General features: G+C 61.7%; 14 protein-coding genes. 6 read left to right on the plus strand and 8 right to left on the minus strand.

Translation table 11 applies throughout. From position 1 onward, the window contains the following. Nucleotides 1-253: 253 nt before the first annotated feature. Entirely contained in the window at nucleotides 254-907 is a 654-nt protein-coding gene (locus tag WBB95_RS00860) for a DsbA family oxidoreductase (protein WP_424485868.1), read from the minus strand. Nucleotides 908-961: 54 nt separating this feature from the next. Then, nucleotides 962-1,981: an alpha/beta fold hydrolase gene (locus WBB95_RS00865; protein WP_424485869.1), complete on the minus strand. Its 1,020-nt coding sequence runs from the start codon at nucleotides 1,979-1,981 to the stop codon at nucleotides 962-964. Nucleotides 1,982-2,163: 182 nt separating this feature from the next. Here WBB95_RS00865 and metR point away from each other — a divergent pair, with 182 nt between their 5' ends. Continuing rightward, a complete protein-coding gene (gene metR, locus WBB95_RS00870) occupies nucleotides 2,164-3,081 on the plus strand; it encodes a transcriptional regulator MetR (RefSeq protein ID WP_424485870.1) in 918 nt (305 codons plus the stop codon). Nucleotides 3,082-3,137: 56 nt separating this feature from the next. Here metR and WBB95_RS00875 read toward each other — a convergent pair whose 3' ends face one another. The 6 genes from WBB95_RS00875 to WBB95_RS00900 form a co-directional block, all read right to left on the minus strand. Continuing rightward, on the minus strand, nucleotides 3,138-3,644 hold the full coding sequence (locus WBB95_RS00875; RefSeq protein WP_424485871.1) for an N-acetyltransferase family protein: 507 nt from the start codon (nucleotides 3,642-3,644) through the stop codon (nucleotides 3,138-3,140). Next, a complete protein-coding gene (locus WBB95_RS00880; RefSeq protein ID WP_424485872.1) occupies nucleotides 3,641-4,048 on the minus strand; it encodes an NUDIX hydrolase in 408 nt (135 codons plus the stop codon). The genes WBB95_RS00875 and WBB95_RS00880 overlap by 4 nt, the downstream gene beginning before the upstream one ends. 177 nt (nucleotides 4,049-4,225) lie before the next feature. After that, nucleotides 4,226-5,566, minus strand: coding sequence for an HD domain-containing phosphohydrolase (locus WBB95_RS00885; RefSeq protein ID WP_424485873.1), 1,341 nt, complete (start codon nucleotides 5,564-5,566; stop codon nucleotides 4,226-4,228). A 167-nt stretch (nucleotides 5,567-5,733) separates the two neighbouring features. Continuing rightward, nucleotides 5,734-6,006: a type B 50S ribosomal protein L31 gene (locus WBB95_RS00890; RefSeq protein WP_424485874.1), complete on the minus strand. Its 273-nt coding sequence runs from the start codon at nucleotides 6,004-6,006 to the stop codon at nucleotides 5,734-5,736. Between the two features lie 100 nt (nucleotides 6,007-6,106). Continuing rightward, nucleotides 6,107-7,432 carry an APC family permease gene (locus WBB95_RS00895; RefSeq protein WP_424485875.1) on the minus strand — a complete coding sequence of 442 codons (1,326 nt, stop codon included), beginning with the start codon at nucleotides 7,430-7,432 and terminating at the stop codon, nucleotides 6,107-6,109. 138 nt (nucleotides 7,433-7,570) lie between these two features. Then, nucleotides 7,571-8,392, minus strand: coding sequence for a carbon-nitrogen hydrolase family protein (locus tag WBB95_RS00900; protein WP_424485876.1), 822 nt, complete (start codon nucleotides 8,390-8,392; stop codon nucleotides 7,571-7,573). Nucleotides 8,393-8,485: 93 nt separating this feature from the next. On the opposite strand from WBB95_RS00900, the gene WBB95_RS00905 reads away from it, so the two are divergent. The 5 genes from WBB95_RS00905 to WBB95_RS00925 all read left to right on the plus strand — a co-directional run bounded on the left by WBB95_RS00905 (nucleotide 8,486) and on the right by WBB95_RS00925 (nucleotide 19,086). After that, nucleotides 8,486-9,250 carry a response regulator transcription factor gene (locus WBB95_RS00905; protein WP_424485877.1) on the plus strand — a complete coding sequence of 255 codons (765 nt, stop codon included), beginning with the start codon at nucleotides 8,486-8,488 and terminating at the stop codon, nucleotides 9,248-9,250. Nucleotides 9,251-9,279: 29 nt separating this feature from the next. Continuing rightward, nucleotides 9,280-10,899, plus strand: coding sequence for an FMN-binding glutamate synthase family protein (locus WBB95_RS00910; RefSeq protein ID WP_424485878.1), 1,620 nt, complete (start codon nucleotides 9,280-9,282; stop codon nucleotides 10,897-10,899). Between the two features lie 66 nt (nucleotides 10,900-10,965). After that, the gene (locus tag WBB95_RS00915) at nucleotides 10,966-11,262 is read left to right on the plus strand and encodes a cupin domain-containing protein (RefSeq protein ID WP_424485879.1); all 297 of its coding nucleotides are present in this window, start codon (nucleotides 10,966-10,968) and stop codon (nucleotides 11,260-11,262) included. 132 nt (nucleotides 11,263-11,394) lie between these two features. After that, nucleotides 11,395-12,510, plus strand: a complete 1,116-nt coding sequence (locus WBB95_RS00920) for an OpgC domain-containing protein (RefSeq protein WP_424485880.1) — start codon at nucleotides 11,395-11,397, stop codon at nucleotides 12,508-12,510. Nucleotides 12,511-12,579: 69 nt separating this feature from the next. Further along, the gene (locus tag WBB95_RS00925; RefSeq protein WP_424485881.1) at nucleotides 12,580-19,086 is read left to right on the plus strand and encodes an NEL-type E3 ubiquitin ligase domain-containing protein; all 6,507 of its coding nucleotides are present in this window, start codon (nucleotides 12,580-12,582) and stop codon (nucleotides 19,084-19,086) included. Nucleotides 19,087-19,090 lie beyond the last annotated feature (4 nt).

A 19,090-nucleotide genomic window follows, 5' to 3' on the forward strand; every position in this document is an offset into this window, starting at 1 on the left:
GCAGGCTTGAATCCGTGGGTAACCCGGCAAGGATGCCGGGTTAGCCGCCCCGCGCCATGGATGGCGCGTGGCGGCGGCCCACGGATTCAAGCCGGAGTGCGGGCATGCCGAGCCTAGGCGAGGCACCAAGTGGAGGGGCGAGGACCTTTTGGTTACTTTTGGGTCCTTCCAAAAGTGACCCGCCGTAAGGGCGGAACCCTAAGCCGCCATCACCGCAGCAACGGATATACCCCCAAAACCCCGCCCCAAAAACTCATCCCTTCGCCTCACGAATAATCTGACGAATCGCCCCCACAAACGCCTCCACCGGCTGCCCCCCACTGACCGCATACTGACCGTTAAACACAATGGTCGGCACCGAAGTCACCCCACGAGAAACCCACAACTGCTCCTCTTCGCGAACCTGCGCTGCGTATTCATCCGAAGCAAGAATCTGCGCCGCCCGCGTAACATCCAACCCCACGCTCTCAGCAATTATCGCCAGCGTCGCAGGATCAGACGGATCCTGCCCATCACTGAAATACGCCGTGAACAGCGCCTCTTTGAGGTTGTACTGCAACCCCTCAAGCCCCGCCCAATACAGCAGGCGATGAGCGTCAAACGTGTTGTAGATACGACTCTGCCCGTCAGTGCGAAAGGCAAAACCCAACTCCGCGCCCATGTCACGAATACGCGCACGGTTCGCCTGTGACTCTTCGGCCGTGGAGCCGTACTTTTCGGTGATGTGCTCGACAATGTTCTGCCCTTCAGCGGGCATGTTCGGGTTCAGCTCAAAGGGCTGGAAATGAATCTCGGCCTGCACTTCGGCACCGAGCTGGTCCAGCGCTTCAGTCAGGCCGCGCAGGCCAATGACGCACCAGGGGCAGGACACGTCGCTGATGAAATCGATTTTCAGGGAAGTACTCATGGTGGCAACCTCGTTGGCAGTAGCGCGCCGCAAAAGCGTCACGATACACCAACTTCACAGCACCTTCGAAGGCTCGCCCAAGTCAATCTGTGCCCAGTGCGCAGCATCTTCGCGATGGGCTTTCAGATACGGCAACACCGCCGTCAGCAGCGGCGCCTTGAACGCTTCCTGGAAGCGGTGGGCCATGCCGGGAATCAGCTTGAGCTGGCTGCCCTGAATATGCGCGGCCAGGTGCACGCCGTGCATCACTGGCAACAGCGGGTCCGCCGTGCCGTGCACCACCAGGGTCGGCACGCGCAGTTGGTTGAGCAACGGCACGCGGCTCGGCTCGGCGAGGATCGCCATGATCTGGCGCTTCACGCCGTCCGGGTTGAAGGCGCGGTCGTAGGACAGCGCCGCCTGGTGCAACAATACTTGGCGATCATCTTTCACATAAGGGCTGCCCAGCGCAGCCAGCAGGTCGGCCTGCTGCTCAAGCGCCACTTCGCGATTCGGCGCGCTGCGCCGCGACAACAATTGCACCAGCGCCGCACTTGGCGCCGGCAGGCCTTCGGCGCCGGAACTGGTCATCACCAAGGTCAGGCTTTCTACCCGTTGCGGCGCCATGGCCGCCAGGTGCTGGGCGATCATGCCGCCCATGCTCACGCCCAGCACGTGAAATTGCTGGACCTGCAAGGCGTCCATCAAGCCCAGGGCGTCATCGGCCATGTCGGTCAGGGTATAAGGCGCCGCCACGGGCAGACCGAGCTTGTAGCGCAGTACCTCAAAGGTCAGGTTGGCGCTGGCCGGGGCCTGGCGCCAGCTGGACAGGCCGACGTCGCGGTTGTCGTAACGGATCACGCGAAAGCCTTGCTCACACAGGGCGACCACCACCTCATCCGGCCAGTGAATCAACTGCCCGCCCAGGCCCATCACCAGCAGCAAGGCGGGGTCGGACGCACGGCCGATGCTCTGGTAGGCGATGCTCACCTGTGCCAGATCGACCGTTTGAGTAGGGACATTCACATCACATCGAGACGCCGCAAAAGACGGCAGGCCGAACAGTAGAGCGGCTAGTAGAAAAAACACGCGCATGAAAAACACCGAAACGCAGAACCCCAGTAGAGCGCGAGTCTGATGAAGTTTGTTCAAGCGCGCTGCCACAGTTCTGTGACAGTTTGATGAAGAGTGCCCGGCGGTCATGGTCGACACGCCTTGCAACATGAGACAAACTCACGCGATCCAACTTCGCCACAAATTGTCTTCATGGAGAGCCCGTGCTCGAAATCCGTCACCTCAAGACCCTGCACGCCCTGCGCGAAGCCGACAGCCTGGTGGAAGCCGCCGAGCGCCTGCACCTGACGCAATCGGCGCTGTCCCACCAGTTCAAGGAGCTGGAGGAGCGCCTGGGCATGCAACTGTTCGTGCGCAAGACCAAGCCGTTGCGCTTTACCAGCGCCGGCCTGCGCCTGCTGCAACTGGCCGACGCGACCCTGCCGCTGCTGCGCGGCGCCGAGCGTGATATCGCGCGTCTGGCCGGCGGCACCGCCGGGCGTCTGCACATGGCGATCGAGTGCCACAGCTGCTTCCAGTGGCTGATGCCGACCATCGACCAGTTCCGCGATGCCTGGCCCGAAGTCGAGCTGGACCTGGCGTCCGGCTTTGCCTTCGCGCCACTGCCGGCCCTGGCCCGTGGCGATCTGGACCTGGTGGTGACGTCCGACCCGCTGGAACTGCCGGGCATCACGTATGTGCCGTTGTTTACCTACGAAGCCATGCTGGCCGTGGCCAACCAGCACCCGCTGGCAAACAAGTCGTACATCGTGCCCGAAGACTTGCTGACTGAAACCCTGATCACCTACCCGGTGGAACGCGACCGCCTCGACATCTTCACCCGCTTCCTGGAGCCTGCCGACGTGGAACCGGCCCAGGTGCGCACCTCGGAGCTGACGGTGATGATGATGCAACTGGTCGCCAGTGGCCGTGGCGTCTGCGGTATGCCTCATTGGGCCTTGCACGAATACAGCTCGCGCGGCTACGTCAAGGCCAAGCGGCTCGGCGAGAAAGGGCTGTTTGCGACGCTGTACGCAGGGATTCGCGCGGACATGCTGGATGCGCCGTACATGCGCGACTTTTTGCTGACGGCCAAGGACACGTCGTTCTCGACATTGGACGGGGTCAGCGCGGTTCGCTAACCCACATTGGGCATGGGTTCCCACATTTGACTGTGAGTCTGTGCTGCATTTGAATTTCAGCCGGTTGTGAGTTCACGCCACATGTGGATTTTGTCGAAGTAATCCTCGCCCACCCGCACCGCCAGCGGCTCCAACCCGTACTGGATAAACCCGCAACGCTGGTACAGCGCAAAGGCCGCGTCATTGCCGGCGGTGACGGTCAACTGGATCAGTTTGAGGCGCGCGTGCCCGCGCGCCTCAGCGAGCGCTACCTCGACCAATTGCTGACCCAGCCCGTTGCGTTGATGGGCGGCGGTCACGTACATGCCGAACAAGGTCACCTTGTGCCGCGCCTTTTCACGCGGCTCGAAGGCCAGGCCGACAATCCCTGCCAGCGCTTCCCCTTCAAAGCCGCCAAGCAGCCGATCCAGCGGGCTGTCGAGGCGCTTTTCCCACCAGCTCAACGGCATCAACGCGCGTTCAGCCACGCTGGAAGTAAACGCCTGGGGATAAGCCCCATACGCTTCGAGCATCAACGCGCGATACGCCTCGGCATCGCCGACCCCCAACGTGCGAATGATCATGCTGTCAGCGATGCGCGATAAAACGGCAGGATCAGGTCGCGCGTCAACGGTGCCAATGGCAGGCCGCCGTCACCGGCCGGGTCGATCCAGCGCACTTCTTCGATTTCGGCGGCCGGAGTGACCGGCACATCGATGTGCACCTGGAACAGCTCGGCGTGCACGGTGAACCCCGGCTCGTTGGCGGCAGGCGCAGAGAAGTGGCCGAGGTAGAGGGCGTCGCTGGGCTCGATCTGCAGGTTCAGCTCTTCGTACAGCTCACGGGCGAGCGCTTCTACAGGTTGCTCGCCGGCGTCGATCTTGCCGCCGGGCTGCATGAACGCCTGGGTGCCGCGCTTGCGCACCAGCAATGTCTGGCCGTCGCTGCCAATCAACAGGGCGGCGGCGATGCGGAGGATGGAAGTCATGAAAACTCGCCTTGGACACAAAGATGCAAGGATCACATGCCTTCTGGCACGCCGCAATAAAGTGCGGGAGCAAAAATGTGGGAGTTGGCTTGCCGGCGATAGCCATGTTTCAGCACACATCTTCATCACTGACCCAGCGCTATCGCAGGCAAGCCAGCTCCCACATTTCTTCAGGTTTCAGCTTGCAATAGCGGCGTCTTCCTTGATGAAAACGCTATAGCGCGCACCTTCCATGGTTTCAAACGCGATCAGCTTGTCCACCAACGGCAGGTTCAAGACTTTGCCGGCATTGAGCAGCAACATGCCGTTATCGGCGTTCAAGTTGCGCGCCAGTACCATGCCCTCCTCCAGTTCACGCGTGCCGAGGACTTTGACGTTCGGGTCGCCCAGGGTCACGTCATTGAGGTAGGTGGCGCAGACCGAGACAAAGTCTTCGACCATGTCCGGGTCATACAGCCGCCCGGCATATTTACGGATGTACAGCAGCGCTTCGTCGCTGTTCATCTGCCGTTCGAGGATCAAGCCCTTTTGCAGCTCGATAAAGTCCACCGCCAGTTTCAGCAAGCGTGAGCCGGCGGGGATCGCCTCGCCTTTAAGGTGGTCGGGAAAACCGCTGCCATCCCAGCGTTCCTGGTGATGGCGGATCAGCCGCGCGGCATCTTTCATCGGCTCAAGGGTCATCAGCAACGATTCACTCTGGGTGGCATAGGCACGGTAGCGTTCACGGTCGGCGCTGTGGAGCAAGTCCGAGGGCGAGGCCATCATGCTGTCGCTCCAGCTCAGCTTGCCGATGTTGTAAAGCGCGGCGGCCATGGTCAGGTCGCGGTTGCTCGCCTCGTCCACGCCATGGGACACGCACCAGGTGCGCACCAGTTCAATGATCTGCCGGTTGGTCTGCTTGGCACGCGGCAGGCGCAGATTCGCCAGCAGCGAAAACACTTCAGTCCCGGTCGCATAGCTGTGCTTGAGCTCTTCGTACGCCAGGTCGAGCATGTCCGCCGTTTGCTGCAGTTCACTGGTACGCGAGGCCACGCGTTTTTCCAGGGTGGCGTTGAGCTGCTTGAGGGCTTCATTCTGCTGTTGGATCAACTGCTCCAGCCGCCCGCGCTCGCGCTCCGAATGTTGATGGGCCAGGGACTGGCGCAACGCCAACAGCAACTCCTCATCGTTCCAGGGTTTGCTCAGGTAGCGATAGATTTCGCCCTCGTTGATGGCTTTGACGATCAGCGTCAGGTCGGTCTCGCTGGTCAGCAGGATGCGCACAGTCTGGGCATAGTGTTGATGGATATGCGCCAGCAGCGAAGCGCCGTCCATGTCCGGCAGGCGCGCGGCACTCATCACCAAATCGACGGGTTGTGTGGCGAGAATCGCCAGGGCGTCAGCGGCACAGGTGGCGCTGTAGAGTTCGAAAGGCTCCAGGCGCAGCAATTGCGTCAGGCTGTGCAATACATCCGGGTGGGCGTCGATCAAGAGCACCACAGGACGGTCGGTATCGGTGAAAGCAACTGACTCTCCCATGGAACACCTCGGATCGTCGGTGTGCGGTCCTTACGGTCGGGTCTGCCTTCCTGGCGGTTACTAGGTAGTTTAGTCGGCTTTTTGGAAAGTGATGGCCTAACGATATCAATGCATAAAAAAGGCCGCTCCAGAAACCGGAACGGCCTTCGAGGTGAAACCTGTACGCCTCACGCGTCAGCGGGTTTCGGGCTTGAACCAAACGACGCAAAACGCTTGTTGAACCCGGCAATCCGGCCTTCGGCCTGGGTCTTGCGCTGTTGGCCGGTGTAGATCGGGTGCGAAGCGCTGGACACGTCGAGCGGGATGTACGGGTAAGTGTGGCCGTCGCTGTAGGTATGGGTGCGATCACTGTCGGCAGTGGAGCCGATCAGAAAGAACACGTCGGCGGCGGTGTCGTGGAACAACACGGTACGGTAGTCGGGATGGATACCAGCTTTCATAGGGCCTCCGGGGCGTTTGGGTGCAATTGATGTGTTATACAGTAACACAAATCATGCACCCAAACGAGAACCGATTGCAATAAGAATAGACCCGTCGCTTCTATGCGGCTTCCTGGAAGTCCATTTCCGGCGGCTGTTGCGAGAAGCCGCGGGTGAGGAAACCCAGGTAAACCAGACCGATCGCCAACCACACCACACCCAAGTAGATCGCCAGGTGATCAAGGCTGACCATCAGCCACAAATCCGCCAGCAACCCGATGGTCGGGAACACCAGGAACAGGATCAGCTCACGCGCACCGCGCTGTTTGGCGCCGATCCAGTAGTGGAAGATCACCGACAGGTTCACCAGGCTGAAGGCCAGGAACGCGCCGAAATTGATGAACGAGGTGGAGGTGGTCACGTCCAGCTTCAACGCCAGCAGTGCCACCACCGCACACAGCAGGATGCTGTTGACCGGCGTGCCGAAGCGCGCATGCAAGGTGCCGAAGAACGACTTGGGCAACACACCGTCGCGGCCCATTGCAAACAGCAACCGCGAACCACTGGCCTGAGCCGACAGCCCCGAGGCGAATTGGCCAACGATCAGGCCGACAAGGAAGATCGACACAAACAGGTCGCCACCGATATTGCGCGCGATTTCATACGCCGCCGAATCCACATTGGCAAACTCGAATGACGGGTGGGCGATCTGCACAAAGTAGGACACGCCGACGAAGATCAGCCCGCCGATCAAGGTGATCAACATGATCGCCCGTGGGATGGTGCGGCGTGGGTCACGGGTTTCTTCGGTGAGGGTGCTCACCGCGTCAAAGCCCAGGAACGAATAACAGGCGATCGCCGCGCCGCTCATGATCAGCGGCATTTGCATCTGGCCGTTGAAGAACGGGGTGATCGTCCACAGTGGCTTGCTCGCGTCACCGCCGATGTAGTGGATGCACAGCGCGACAAAGGCGATCAGCACCAGAAACTGCACCAGCATCAGCAGAGCGTTGATGCCATTGGCGAGTTTGAGGCCGACGATATTGATGGCGCTGGTGATGCCGATGAACGCCAGCACCCAGATCCACTGCGGCACCGAAGGAAACGCCGAATTGAGGTACGCCGCGCCGATCAGCCAGATGGCCATGGGCAAGAACAGGTAGTCGAGCAACACCGCCCAGCCGGCAATGAAGCCCAGCTTGGGGCTGATGGCTTTGCGCACATAGCTGTAGGCGGAACCCGCGACCGGGAACGCCGAGGCCATGCGCCCGTAACTCATGGCGGTAAAAAACATCGCCACCAAGGCGGCCAGATACGCGGCGGGGACCATGCCGGCGGTGGATTGCGCCAGGATGCCGAAGGTGCCGAGCACAATGATCGGCGTCATATAGGCGATGCCAAACAGCACCACCGACCCTAACGACAGGGTGCGTTGCAAACGAGCCATGAGCGATTCTCCGCTGATTTATTGGTTTTATGGCAGAACTGAAGTCGGTAAAGCTGAGGTCTTTATTATGGGTGTGAGGCACAGCCTTTGTGGTGAGCGGACATGGCCGCTCACCACAGGAATTCCATCTCAAGGGAATCAGTGTTGAGGGATCAGCAACTCGCGGGTCCCGTCAGTGCGCTCGATCACCTCACCCGGCAATTTCAAGCGCTGGTCGTCCAGGTAGCGGTAATCCTTGCGAGCCGCCACCAGTTGATCGAGGTCCAGCTCGACCGTGAATTGCCCTTCCTCGCGCCCGGCTTCGAACAGCAGGGTGCCAAACGGGTCCACCAGGGCGCTGCCACCGGCAAACAATAGCCCGCCATCGCCCTCTTCCACCCGGTTGACCATCAGCGCGAACGCCTGGTTTTCCTGGGCACGGGCCATGATTGCGGTGCGGTGAGTCGGCCCGTACGGGTCCATGTTGCCGTTGGTGACGATCAGCAGTTCAGTGCCCAGCTGCGCCAGGGCGCGGGCGGTTTCCGGGAACTCGATGTCGTAGCAGATCAACAGGCCGACGCGCACGCCGTTCCACACACACGTGGTGTAGCGATCACCCGGGGTGAACACGCCGCGATCCGAGGCCCACAGGTGGGTCTTGCGATAGCGCAGGGCAATGCCCTCGGGGGTGATCAGCACGGTGGTGTTATAAAATTGGCCGCCGTCGTTCTCGGCCATGCCGATGACCACGGCGATGTTGCGCGCACGGGCAGCCTGGATAACGGCTTGAACGGTGGGGCCGTCCAGCGGCTCGGCGATGTCGGCGACGGTCTCGGCCGAGGGGAAGCCCATCAAGTGGGTTTCCGGGAAGACGATCAGTTGCGTATCCGCGGCGCACGCAGCAATTGCCGCCAAGGCGCGCTCAAGGTTGTAAGCTGTGCCGTTATCACGGCCTGCCAACTGGGCAAATTCGACCTTCATGGGTATTCCTTGTTCTTTATCTGTGCCGCAGTATGCGCAGCCATCACAGGCCAGGGAATTACGCGACGGGGGTAACCCGATAGGGGTAGATCAATGACCATGTCGCTGGAAGACATCGCCTGGCACCGTTCGGTGGGGCAGATGATAGACGCTCTGGACCAGGCCAACTTCTGGACCCAACTCGTGCGCTTGCTCGACCAATACGTGCCGTCCGACAGCTGGGTGGTGTTGCTGTTCAGCAGCGAACACCGCCCGCTGGTGTTCGCCGAATGCCCGGGTGCCGACGGTACGCCGGACCACCTGTTCCAGGACTACCTCAACGGCCTGTACCTGCTCGACCCCTTCTACATCGCCAGCCGCGAACACGCGCGCGCCGGGCTGTTTCGCCTGGCGGAAGTGGCGCCGGAACACTTCGAACTCACCGAGTATTACCAGCGCTACTTTCGCCTGAACGTGGTGGCCGATGAAATCCAGTTTAATTGCCAGTTGCCGGATGGGCGTACCCTCTGCCTGTCGCTGGGTTCGAAACAGCGCTTTGACCCTGCGCAAATTGCCTTGCTGTCGCTGATCCAGCCTTGGGTGCTGAGCCTGCTGCGCCAGCGCCTGCCTTTTGAGCTCAACCAGGTCAGCGCGCCGGCGCCGCCGATGCAACGCGATGAATGGGGCGCGCAACTTACCGCCCGCGAGCTGGATGTAGGCCGCTTGATGCTCAGTGGTTGCTCCAGCAAGGAAATCGCTCGTAAGCTGGAAATCTCCGTTGAAACCGTGAAAGTCCATAAGAAACACATGTACAGCAAGCTAGGGATCAAATCCCAGTCGGAGCTGTTCTCGATCTTTCTTCAGGCGCAAAACGCCTAGCCGATGAGTCCGAACCCAAGGAAAACCGTATGAGCCTGTCGTTACTAAGCCGTTACGCCTTCTTTGCCGTGTGCGTCATTTTCACCCTCGCCAGCCTCCCCTTTATCGAACATGAATGGCTGTGGCCTATCACCATCGTCACTGGCGTCCTTAGCCTGATCGGCATTTTCGACCTGCTGCAAAGCCCCCACGCGGTGCGCCGCAACTACCCTATCCTGGGCAATATCCGCTACCTGGTGGAAGCCATCCGCCCGGAAATCCGCCAATACCTCTTGGAGTCCGACAGCGACGCCCTGCCCTTCTCCCGGGCGCAGCGCTCGCTGGTTTACTCGCGCGCCAAGAACGAATCCGCCGACAAACCCTTCGGCACGCTGATCGATGTGTACCAGTCAGGCTTCGAGTTCATCGGCCACTCCATGCGCCCTGCGCCGTTGAGCGACCCCAGCGCGTTTCGCGTGATGGTTGGCGGCCCGCAGTGCACGCAGCCGTATTCGGCGTCGGTGTTCAACATTTCCGCGATGAGCTTCGGCTCGTTGAGCGCCAACGCCATCCGCGCGTTGAACCAGGGCGCCAAGCTCGGCAACTTCGCGCATGACACCGGCGAAGGCAGCATCAGCCCCTACCACCGTGAAAACGGCGGCGACCTGACGTGGGAACTCGGCAGTGGCTATTTCGGCTGCCGCACCAGCGACGGCCGTTTCGACCCGGAACGCTTCGCCGTGCAGGCGCAAAACCCGCAAGTGCGAATGATCGAAATCAAGATGAGCCAGGGCGCCAAGCCCGGCCATGGCGGGATTCTGCCCAAGCACAAAGTCACCAAAGAGATCGCCGAAACCCGCGGCATCATGATGGGCGAAGACTGCGTCTCGCCGTCGCGCCACAGTGCGTTTTCCACACCGATCGAAATGATGCAATTCATCGCGCAACTGCGTGAGCTGTCCGGCGGTAAACCGGTGGGATTCAAGTTCTGCCTGGGCCATCCGTGGGAGTTCATGGGCATTGCCAAAGCCATGCTGGAAACTGGCATCCTCCCGGACTTTATCGTGGTGGATGGCAAGGAAGGCGGCACCGGCGCGGCGCCGGTGGAGTTCACCGACCATATCGGTGTGCCGCTGCGTGAAGGCCTTTTGTTTGTGCACAACACGCTGGTGGGCCTGAACCTGCGCGACAAGATCAAGCTCGGTGCCAGCGGCAAAATCGTCAGCGCGTTTGATATCGCCAGCGTCCTGGCCATCGGCGCCGACTGGGCCAACTCGGCGCGCGGCTTCATGTTCGCCATCGGCTGCATCCAGTCGCAAAGCTGCCACACCAACAAATGCCCGACCGGCGTGGCGACTCAAGACCCGCTGCGCCAGCGCGCCCTGGTGGTGCCGGACAAAGCCCAGCGGGTGTTCAACTTCCACCGCAACACCCTCAAGGCACTCGCGGAAATGCTCGCCGCTGCCGGCCTGGATCATCCGTCGCAGCTGTCGGCCAAACACTTGGTGCGGCGCATGTCGGCGACCGAGATCAAGCTGTTCTCGCAACTGCATGTGTTCCTGAAACCTGGGGAACTGCTGACTGGCGAAGTGAACGGCGAATTCTACTCGCGCATGTGGCAAATGGCGCGGGCGGACAGTTTTGAGCCGCATGAAGTGGCGGCTGCGTAAGCCCATCAAACTCATTTAACGCTGAACCGGACCACCGACGGCATTTGTTGAAACAAGGAGATTCACATGCCGTTACTCGACTTCGCCGCCATTGCCGAACACCTGCCCGCCAGTTGGCGATCAACGCGCGTGGGCCAGGTGGGCCCGGCACGCATCAAGGTTTTGCGCATGGATGAGCAGGCGTACGAAGAAGAAACCCACGCGTACAACGAAGGGCTGCTGGTGATCAGCGGCCACTTGCGTCTGTCTATCGGGGAGGAGGAAATCCAGGTGCGTGCGGGCCAGATGTACCTCGTGCAAGCAGGCGTTGCCCATGGCGTGCTCGCTGGCAGCCATGGCACGCTGGTCATCATTGATGTCTAGAGACATTCAGTAATACCCAACCTTTGCAATTGCTTACAAATACCGCCAACCTGCGCCCGCCCGACGCAAGGCGTGCGTCAACGCCCACGCCTGCCTGTCTCAAATAAACCAACCGTTCAAGAGCCCGCTGCCATGTTCAACGGACGCGACCCTCGCATCGATTTTTTTCGGGGCCTGGCGCTGATCTTCATTTTCTGGGATCACGTCCCCCACAACCCTCTCGGGCAGATCACCTTGCGCAACGTCGGTTTCAGCGACGCCGCGGAAATCTTTGTGTTCCTGGCCGGCTTCGCATCTGTGATGGCCTACGGCAAAGTGCTGCAACGCGAAGGCTACTGGATGGCCTGCCTGAAGATCCTGCGGCGCACCTGGGTGCTGTACGTGGTGCACATCTTTTTGCTGGCGCTGCTGATGGGCATCGTGTTTTTCGCCAACAGCCACGTCGAGACCCGCGACCTGGTGCAAGAGATGGGCATGACCCACTTCATCAGCGACCCGCAACAAGCTTTGCTCGATGAGCTGTTGCTGCGTTTTAAACCCAACCTGATGGACCCGTTGCCGCTGTATATCGTATTGCTTGCCAGCCTGGCGCTGGTGCTGCCACTGATGCTGCGCGCGCCCTGGGTGGTGGTGTCGGTGTCGCTGACTGTGTACCTGCTGGCGCCGTGGATGGGTTGGAACCTGCGCGCCATCGACGATGGCGTGTGGTATTTCAACCCGGTCACCTGGCAGCTGCTGTTTGTATTGGGCGGCGCGGCGGCGATTCGCAGCCGGCAGCACGTGCCTGCTCAAACCCGTCCTTTGCGACGCCAGCCGCTGTTTATCGCGGCGGCGGTGTACGTAATCATTGCCGGCGTTCTCACCGTGTCGTGGCGCTGGCCGCACCTGCATGACGCGGTGATGCCGGCCCTGATCAGCGAGCTGATTTACCCGATCAGCAAGACTGACCTGTCGCCCCTGCGCCTCCTGCATTTCCTCGCGCTGGCCTACGTGACCGCGAAGTTGTTGCCCACGGCGGGCTGGACGCACAACCCGGTGGCCGCCCAGGTGGGCCGTATGGGCCGTTTCTCCCTGGAAGTGTTTTGCCTTGGCGTAGTGCTTGCGCCACTGGCGGACATGCTCAATGCAATGGCGGGTGACGCGTTGGCGATGCAACTGCTGACCGCATTCGTGGGCGTATTGCTGATGGCGGCGCTGGGCGCCTGGCTGGACTTGAACAAACGCCTCAATCAACCGCACGCTATATAGGTAGCGCCTGCCGGGGGCGGCCAGGTGGTTCCATTTCTTTCCACGTCTTACAGTGAAAGGAAATGGCAAATGCCCACCCACCAACGCCTCAACGGCTTATCCGGCCACTTGCAATCCAGCGATGCCTGGGGCAAACAGCAAGCCCTGGAACTGCTGCGCCGGGTCATGGCGCAGTCCATGAGCAGCCTCACGCTCGATCAACAACGTGATCACGTCAGGCTGCAGCGTGAAGCGCTCGCCGCGCTCAACGCGGTGGAAGCTGAAAATGCCGCGCTGGTGGAACAGTTCAAAACCCAGGGGCTGGCCCGACTGCGCAGCAGGCTGGGCGGCCTTGACCCCAACAGCATCGTGCTGCATACCCGCTACCTGGAAAAGGTCGAACCACCGCTGCCGTGGGAACCGCGCAGCAGCATCGCAGGCGGGATGGCAGCAGCGCAGCGCTTTCGCCGGACGGTGGACGAGTGGAAGTACCGCGCGCATCTGTCGAGCTTGTCGTTATGGGACGCGGCCTGCCTGAACTTCGACTTCAGCACCGGCACGCCTCAAGCCTCCGGTCACAGTTATGTCGACGCCTCCTACTTGACTGGTGTGGATGAAAAACGGCTGACCGTCAGTCAGTTCATCGCCATCACCCGCGATCTGAACCTTGGCGACCAATTGCACGCAGGCTTGGCCAACACCCTGAAACCGGGTGGAAAACTCCAGGGCCTGATCCAGGCCAGCGCCCTTGCCAACCTGCGGTTTGAGGCGCTGGAAGCCTACCGTAACCGCGCCACCACGGGCCTGACACTGGACCTGTACAACGCGCTGGTCGAAACGATTGACGGCAGCAATGCCGCGTTGCCGTTCGACACCCTGAGCCTGGACCTCGACAAAACTCTTTTGCCCGCCGTGCCCTTTGTTGACACCTCCAGCCTGCGTATCCCGGTGCCCTTGCTGCTGATTCACGTGGGCAGCCTCGGAGTGATTTCTTACTTCCCCTTCCGCCCCAGTGGCGCCCTGCGTTATCACGTCGATGCCAAGACCGCCGGCGCGCATTTTCTCGCCGACCTCAAGGCCAGCCACCGCGACGGCACCCTGGACTGGTTCTCGCGGCAACTGCCGGTGACCCACATCAACCGCTTCAAGGCACTGTTGCACGATGAGCCACGCCCAGCGGGCCTGAGCCTGGTGGCGGGCTTTTTGTACGAGTCGTTTCACGCGTTATTCCCTGAACGAACCCTGGACAACGTGCGCTTTGTCACCGACCCCAAGCCGGCGCGTGCGGTGAGCCTGGTGCAGGCCCTCACCTATCGCCACATTCAGCATTACCAGGCCAACCTCGGCCTGCTCGCGACCCAACGCTCGGAGCGCGACCTGCAAGCCGTCGTGGACGGCGCGGCAGCCATTGCCAGCCAGACCATGGAGCTGCTGATGACCCCCGTGCCCGGTGGCGTCAGCGGCTTGAACCGCGTGATGCAGGCGGTGGTCTTCGGCAACCTGGCCTACAGCCTGATCATCGGCGTCAACGAAGCCGCCAAGGGTGAGGCCAGCGAGTTTGCGGCGGCCATGGCGGATGTCGCGGACCTGGCGATCAACGGCCTGCTGATCGCGACCGCCGGGCGTGTGCATCGCTTGCGCGTCGAAGGTTTACTGAGGCGGCTGGGCGACCCGCGTAAAGTCACGCACAGCGACGGTAACGACGCCTTGTGGAAGCCGGACATTGCCCCCTACGCCATTTCGGACCAGCACCTGCTCGATGGCCAGGTGCCGAATGCCCAAGGCGTCTATCTGCTCAATGGCCACTCCTACGTACAGATGCAACAGGGCGAGCAGCGGAGGGTGGCGCAGGTCACCGCCGACCCCAAGACCCAGGGCTTTGTGCTCAAGCAGCGCAATGGCAATGGTTTCGCGGCGCCGATCATGTTCGAGCCGAAGCTGCAGGCTTGGGTCCTCGACTTGCACGGCGCCGGCCAGCTCTCCGACAGCCAGTTGTTCAACCAGATGTTGCCCGATGCCGAGGCAGCCGTGTCGCCGGCGGATATCCATACGCTGCTGCGCAGTACCGCAGTGCCACGCGCTACCCTCGACAAGATCTGGGCAGGTGAAGAGGCGCCGATCAACCTGATCGAAGCCGTCCGGCGCCTGCAGGTGGACCAGGTGATCAAGCACATCAGCAGTGGTTTTCATCGGCGTGGCGCCATGCCGCCCCATGCCGACAGTGCGGTGCTGTGCCTGCTGACCCAACTGCCGACGTGGCCAGGGAATGCCGTGATCCACGTGCACGACGCGCAGGGCCGACTGCTCGAAAGCCACGCAGCCGACGAAAGCGCCAGCCTGGCCATTAACCTCAAGCGCCGTGATGACGGCACCTATGTCGCCCTCGACGCCGCGGATACCCACGTGCCCTCGCAAGAGGCGCTGTTGGAGCTGATCATTCGCCAGCAACCGGCAACGTCCACCCTGGGCAAGGAAGGCAGCCCGCAGCTCACCGAGGCCCAGCGCATTGCGCGCCTGCGCGTGCAAATCGGCGCGCTGGCCAGTGCCGAACACGCGGGCCTGTTCACGGCCATGACCCGCTACGCCGATCACGCCCGGCACCAGGTGCCGGCTGCCGACAACGCGCGGCGTTTTGTACCGATCAAGGCCGCGCCCTTACGAGTGGAGATCACGCCACTGCTGCAAAAACTGCGAGAGACGTTCCCGCCCCTGACCGCAGACAACCTGACGCAGGTGCTGCAACAGCGCCCCTTGAGCATGGCGCAGCAAGACGCCTTCCTGAACGACGCCACGTTGCCCAACGACGTGCGCGAGCACCTCGAACAACAGCGCACCGCCTTGCGCATCGATGCGGTCATCGACGGTTTGTACCACCCAAGGCCGTTCGACGTTGACACCGATCTATGGGCCAGGGAGTTCTCTGCCAGCCTGTTGCTTACGCGCCTGAATCGCCACTTGGTGATCACCGAAATGGCCACCGGGCAAGCACGCAACCGCTACCAGAGCAGCGGCCCGGACGACACCACCGTCGAACTGCTGCATTACGGCGGCGGCCACTACGAAGCCTACGACATGCGCAACGCCGGCACGATTGCGGTATCGCCGGCCGTCGACAGTTTCTACCTGGCCATTGGCGCGGTGTTGCAACCGCACGAACGCACACTGCTCGGCATGAGCCAGGCCAGTGATGCACAGGGCCTGCGCAACTGCCTCGCCGACCTGATGAGTGATCGCCGCGGCCCTAACGGGCTGGTCAGCCTGCTCGATGAGTCGCTCGGGCAATACCAGAAGAACCTGATGCTGCCGACCCACCTGCAACCCAACCCCGAAGGCTTATATGACTGGGAAGGCGACCGACTGCTGGCGCTGTACGGCGCGTTTTACCCGATGACGTTTGACCAGAACCTGCGCAAATGGCGACTCAAGCATCCACAAAAAATCGGCGTCGACACCCCGCGCCTGGAACACAACGATCACGGTGCCTGGCGTTTGCAGAACGAAAACCCGCTGGCCTGGGACGAGCATCATTTGTTTGCCCGCCTGGGTACCGATTTCAACGTGGACCAAACCACCAGCCAGCGCATTCTCCAGCTCACCGCGACGCCAGCCCGGGCCCTGCGTGAAGTGCATTGCGCCGGCCTGCCGCCACCGCCGCTGTTGAAGGACAGCTGCAAACGCTTCGGCATCGAAGCGCAGATCCTGCACTTCATCAAAGCCATGAGCACCTACTCGGCCACACGCACCGCACGACCGTCGCTGCAATTGCTGCTGGTAAGCAGCCTGGCGCAGTGGCCGCACAGCCATGTTTTGGAACTGCACGACGATGCTGGCCGCACCGTTGCCCATTACCCGCCCACCAATGCTGGCGCGGCGGAAAAAGTCCGCCTCTCACAGGCGCAAAGCCGCAGCCTTGAACCGCTGACAGCCCTGATGCGCAACGATGCGCTGACCACCGCACTGCTGGGTGAGCGGCCCGCCAGCCTGCAGGAGCGCCTGTTCAAACTGGCGAAGGCGATCGCCGAACACGCCTACCGCGAGCGCAGCCAGTTGTTCGAGATGCTCTACGCCCAGAGCGAGCGCGCCGGCAACGGCCTGCATGGACGGTTACGCACGCACTATCCGCACCTGCCCATGAGCGCCATACAGTGCCTGATCAACCAGGCCAGCCGGCAGGAACTCAAGCAACTCAATGAGCTGGACCAGGTGGGGCTGCGCTTGCAGGAACAGGCGCGCCTGACCGCCAACGATGCACGCCTCAACCGCGCCTATGAAGGCGTGTACCTGACGACCCTGGGCAACCCCGACAGCGAAAAAATCATTCTGCATGTACTCAAACTGATTCCCGGCTGGCCCGCCAACGTGCGCCTCGACATCCATCAAGGCAGCGCCACCGGACCATTGCTCGACAGCGCCGGGCACCTGGCCGGGCCTGAGCGCAAAGTGCTTGCGCGGGTCGACGGTCGCTATCACGCCTATGACGCCGAAGGCCGGCTGATCGATAAAAAGGACACTGCCGCCACCGACCTGCTCACCGCCATCTGGCAGGTACTGAGCGACCGCCAGCGTGCAGCCCTGGGGTTGGACGACAGTGGCGACCTGACGCCGCTGCGCAACCCGATCGCGCAGGTGGCACTCAACCAGCGCATCGCGATCAAAAGCCTGCTTGGCCTGCCGCATATTCCTTACTGGCTGCAACCGCCGATGCGGGTCGACAGCGCGTTTATCGCCTACCCGTTTTCCTTGAGGAACCTGTGGCCGTTCGGGGGCAATCAACCCGTGAGCCTGGCGAGCAAGGTCCGCGAGCTTTACCCCAGTTTCAGCCGGGCCGACGCCGACAACCTGATCGACTCCCTGGGCATGAGCGAACCGGCGGCGCTGCTGGAACTGGAACGGCGCAAGGCCGAATACCAGGCCCTGGATTTCGAGCTTGAGCGCTGGGCCCACGCCGAATATCCCATCGACCTCGACGACCCCCTGGGCATGAACCTCGGTCGAAGACGCTTGGTGGCACAGCAGATCCGCAGCGCCTGGCGGCGAGAAACACGACGCACCTACATCGACGGGCTGTTCGACACCTTCAGCCTGGAATTGCAGCTGGACGGCAACAGCCTGCCCGACGCCGACTTCATCCTCGGCACCCGAGGTTTCGAGCACATAGAATGGTTAAAGATTTCCGGCGACGCCTTTCCAGCGACCGGCAATGGGTTCCTCAGCAAATTCGCCAACCTCAAGGTGCTGAAGCTCGACTGCATGCTCACCGAGTTGCCCGTGAGCATCACGCAGATGACGCAATTGCAGAAGCTGGACTTGAGCGACAACTCCATCGTACTGACCGCCCAATCGCGCCAGGGCCTGGCGGGCCTGGTGCACCTGGAGACGCTGAACCTGGACGGCAACCCGCTGGTATTGACGCCGGACGTGTCAGGCATGAGTCACTTACGTGACCTGAGCCTGCGGCAGACGGGTATCCGCGATTGGCCCCTCGGCGCCGAGCGCCTTACGCGACTGCGCAGCCTGTTGCTACAGGAAAACCAGCTCACCACAGTGCCCGAGGCCCTCTTTACCGATGACAGGATGGCAGCGGCCAACCGCAATACGCTCCTGCACGACAACCCCCTGAGCACTGCCACCCTGGAACAGCTGACGCACTACCGTGAACAAACCGGCGTGATCCTTGGCGGCGCATTACCGGGCATCCTGCACGTGGGGGCAGCCCACAGCGATATCAGCAACTGGTTGGACGGTGTGCCTCTGGCTGAGCAAGGCGAGCGCAGAATGCTGTGGGATCAACTTAAGCGGCATGAAGGCGCACGCCCTGACGACACGTTCCAGGCATTGCGCGACCTGACCCAAACCCTCGCCTACAAAACCAACGAACCCTCAAGGCGAGCCCTGATTGCACGGGTCTGGCGCGTACTCGCGGCGATGGGCGAATCCACCGACTTGCGCGAGCGGGTCTTCCTCAACACCTACGTGGCGGGCACCTGCGGTGATGGCGCGCTGCTGGTGTTCATGGACATGGAGATCCAGTGCAAGCTCCATGATGCACGCGCCCAGCCCGGCAGCCTGCAGGCCACGGAACGCCTGCTGCGGCTGGCGCGAGGCATGTTCTACCTGCGCGCGCTGGACCAGCTGGCCGAAGATTACCTGCACGCGGCCCATACTGCGGGAAGGCCTGTGGACGATGCGGAAGTCAAACTCTACCTGCGAACCCTGCTGACCAATGACTGGGATCTGCCGCTGGAGCCGGCCGGCATGCTGTACTCCGTCGAAGGCATGATCGGACGGCAAGACATCGACGAGATCATCGACAAACTGAAGGTCATGAAGGCAACCGGCGCCTTCCAGGCGTCACTGCTGATGGAGGAATTCTGGGTCGACTACCTGATTCACAACAACCCGGAGCCTTTCTCCACCATCAAGGCAGTGACACGCTACAAGGAAGATGTGCTGAACCGCGAGGTGCCGGACAAACGCTCCGACACTTACTTGGAAAGGCGTCAGTCACTGATCGACGTGGAAGTCGCCGAGCGCAACCGCCTGGTGAACCAGTTGACCCAGGCGGCGCAACTATCCACCGCCCGGATCAACCCGTAACGGC

Origin of the sequence: Pseudomonas sp. (genome assembly GCF_049645325.1) — a bacterium.
Lineage (GTDB): Bacteria > Pseudomonadota > Gammaproteobacteria > Pseudomonadales > Pseudomonadaceae > Aquipseudomonas.

Coding starts and splice junctions, on each gene's coding strand:
- WBB95_RS00860 (WP_424485868.1), bottom strand. CDS start 907: ATGAGTACTTCCCTGAAAATCGATTTCATCAGCGACGTGTCCTGCCCC.
- WBB95_RS00865 (WP_424485869.1), bottom strand. CDS start 1,981: ATGCGCGTGTTTTTTCTACTAGCCGCTCTACTGTTCGGCCTGCCGTCT.
- WBB95_RS00875 (WP_424485871.1), bottom strand. CDS start 3,644: ATGATCATTCGCACGTTGGGGGTCGGCGATGCCGAGGCGTATCGCGCG.
- WBB95_RS00880 (WP_424485872.1), bottom strand. CDS start 4,048: ATGACTTCCATCCTCCGCATCGCCGCCGCCCTGTTGATTGGCAGCGAC.
- WBB95_RS00885 (WP_424485873.1), bottom strand. CDS start 5,566: ATGGGAGAGTCAGTTGCTTTCACCGATACCGACCGTCCTGTGGTGCTC.
- WBB95_RS00890 (WP_424485874.1), bottom strand. CDS start 6,006: ATGAAAGCTGGTATCCATCCCGACTACCGTACCGTGTTGTTCCACGAC.
- WBB95_RS00895 (WP_424485875.1), bottom strand. CDS start 7,432: ATGGCTCGTTTGCAACGCACCCTGTCGTTAGGGTCGGTGGTGCTGTTT.
- WBB95_RS00900 (WP_424485876.1), bottom strand. CDS start 8,392: ATGAAGGTCGAATTTGCCCAGTTGGCAGGCCGTGATAACGGCACAGCT.
- WBB95_RS00905 (WP_424485877.1), top strand. CDS start 8,486: ATGACCATGTCGCTGGAAGACATCGCCTGGCACCGTTCGGTGGGGCAG.
- WBB95_RS00910 (WP_424485878.1), top strand. CDS start 9,280: ATGAGCCTGTCGTTACTAAGCCGTTACGCCTTCTTTGCCGTGTGCGTC.
- WBB95_RS00915 (WP_424485879.1), top strand. CDS start 10,966: ATGCCGTTACTCGACTTCGCCGCCATTGCCGAACACCTGCCCGCCAGT.
- WBB95_RS00920 (WP_424485880.1), top strand. CDS start 11,395: ATGTTCAACGGACGCGACCCTCGCATCGATTTTTTTCGGGGCCTGGCG.
- WBB95_RS00925 (WP_424485881.1), top strand. CDS start 12,580: ATGCCCACCCACCAACGCCTCAACGGCTTATCCGGCCACTTGCAATCC.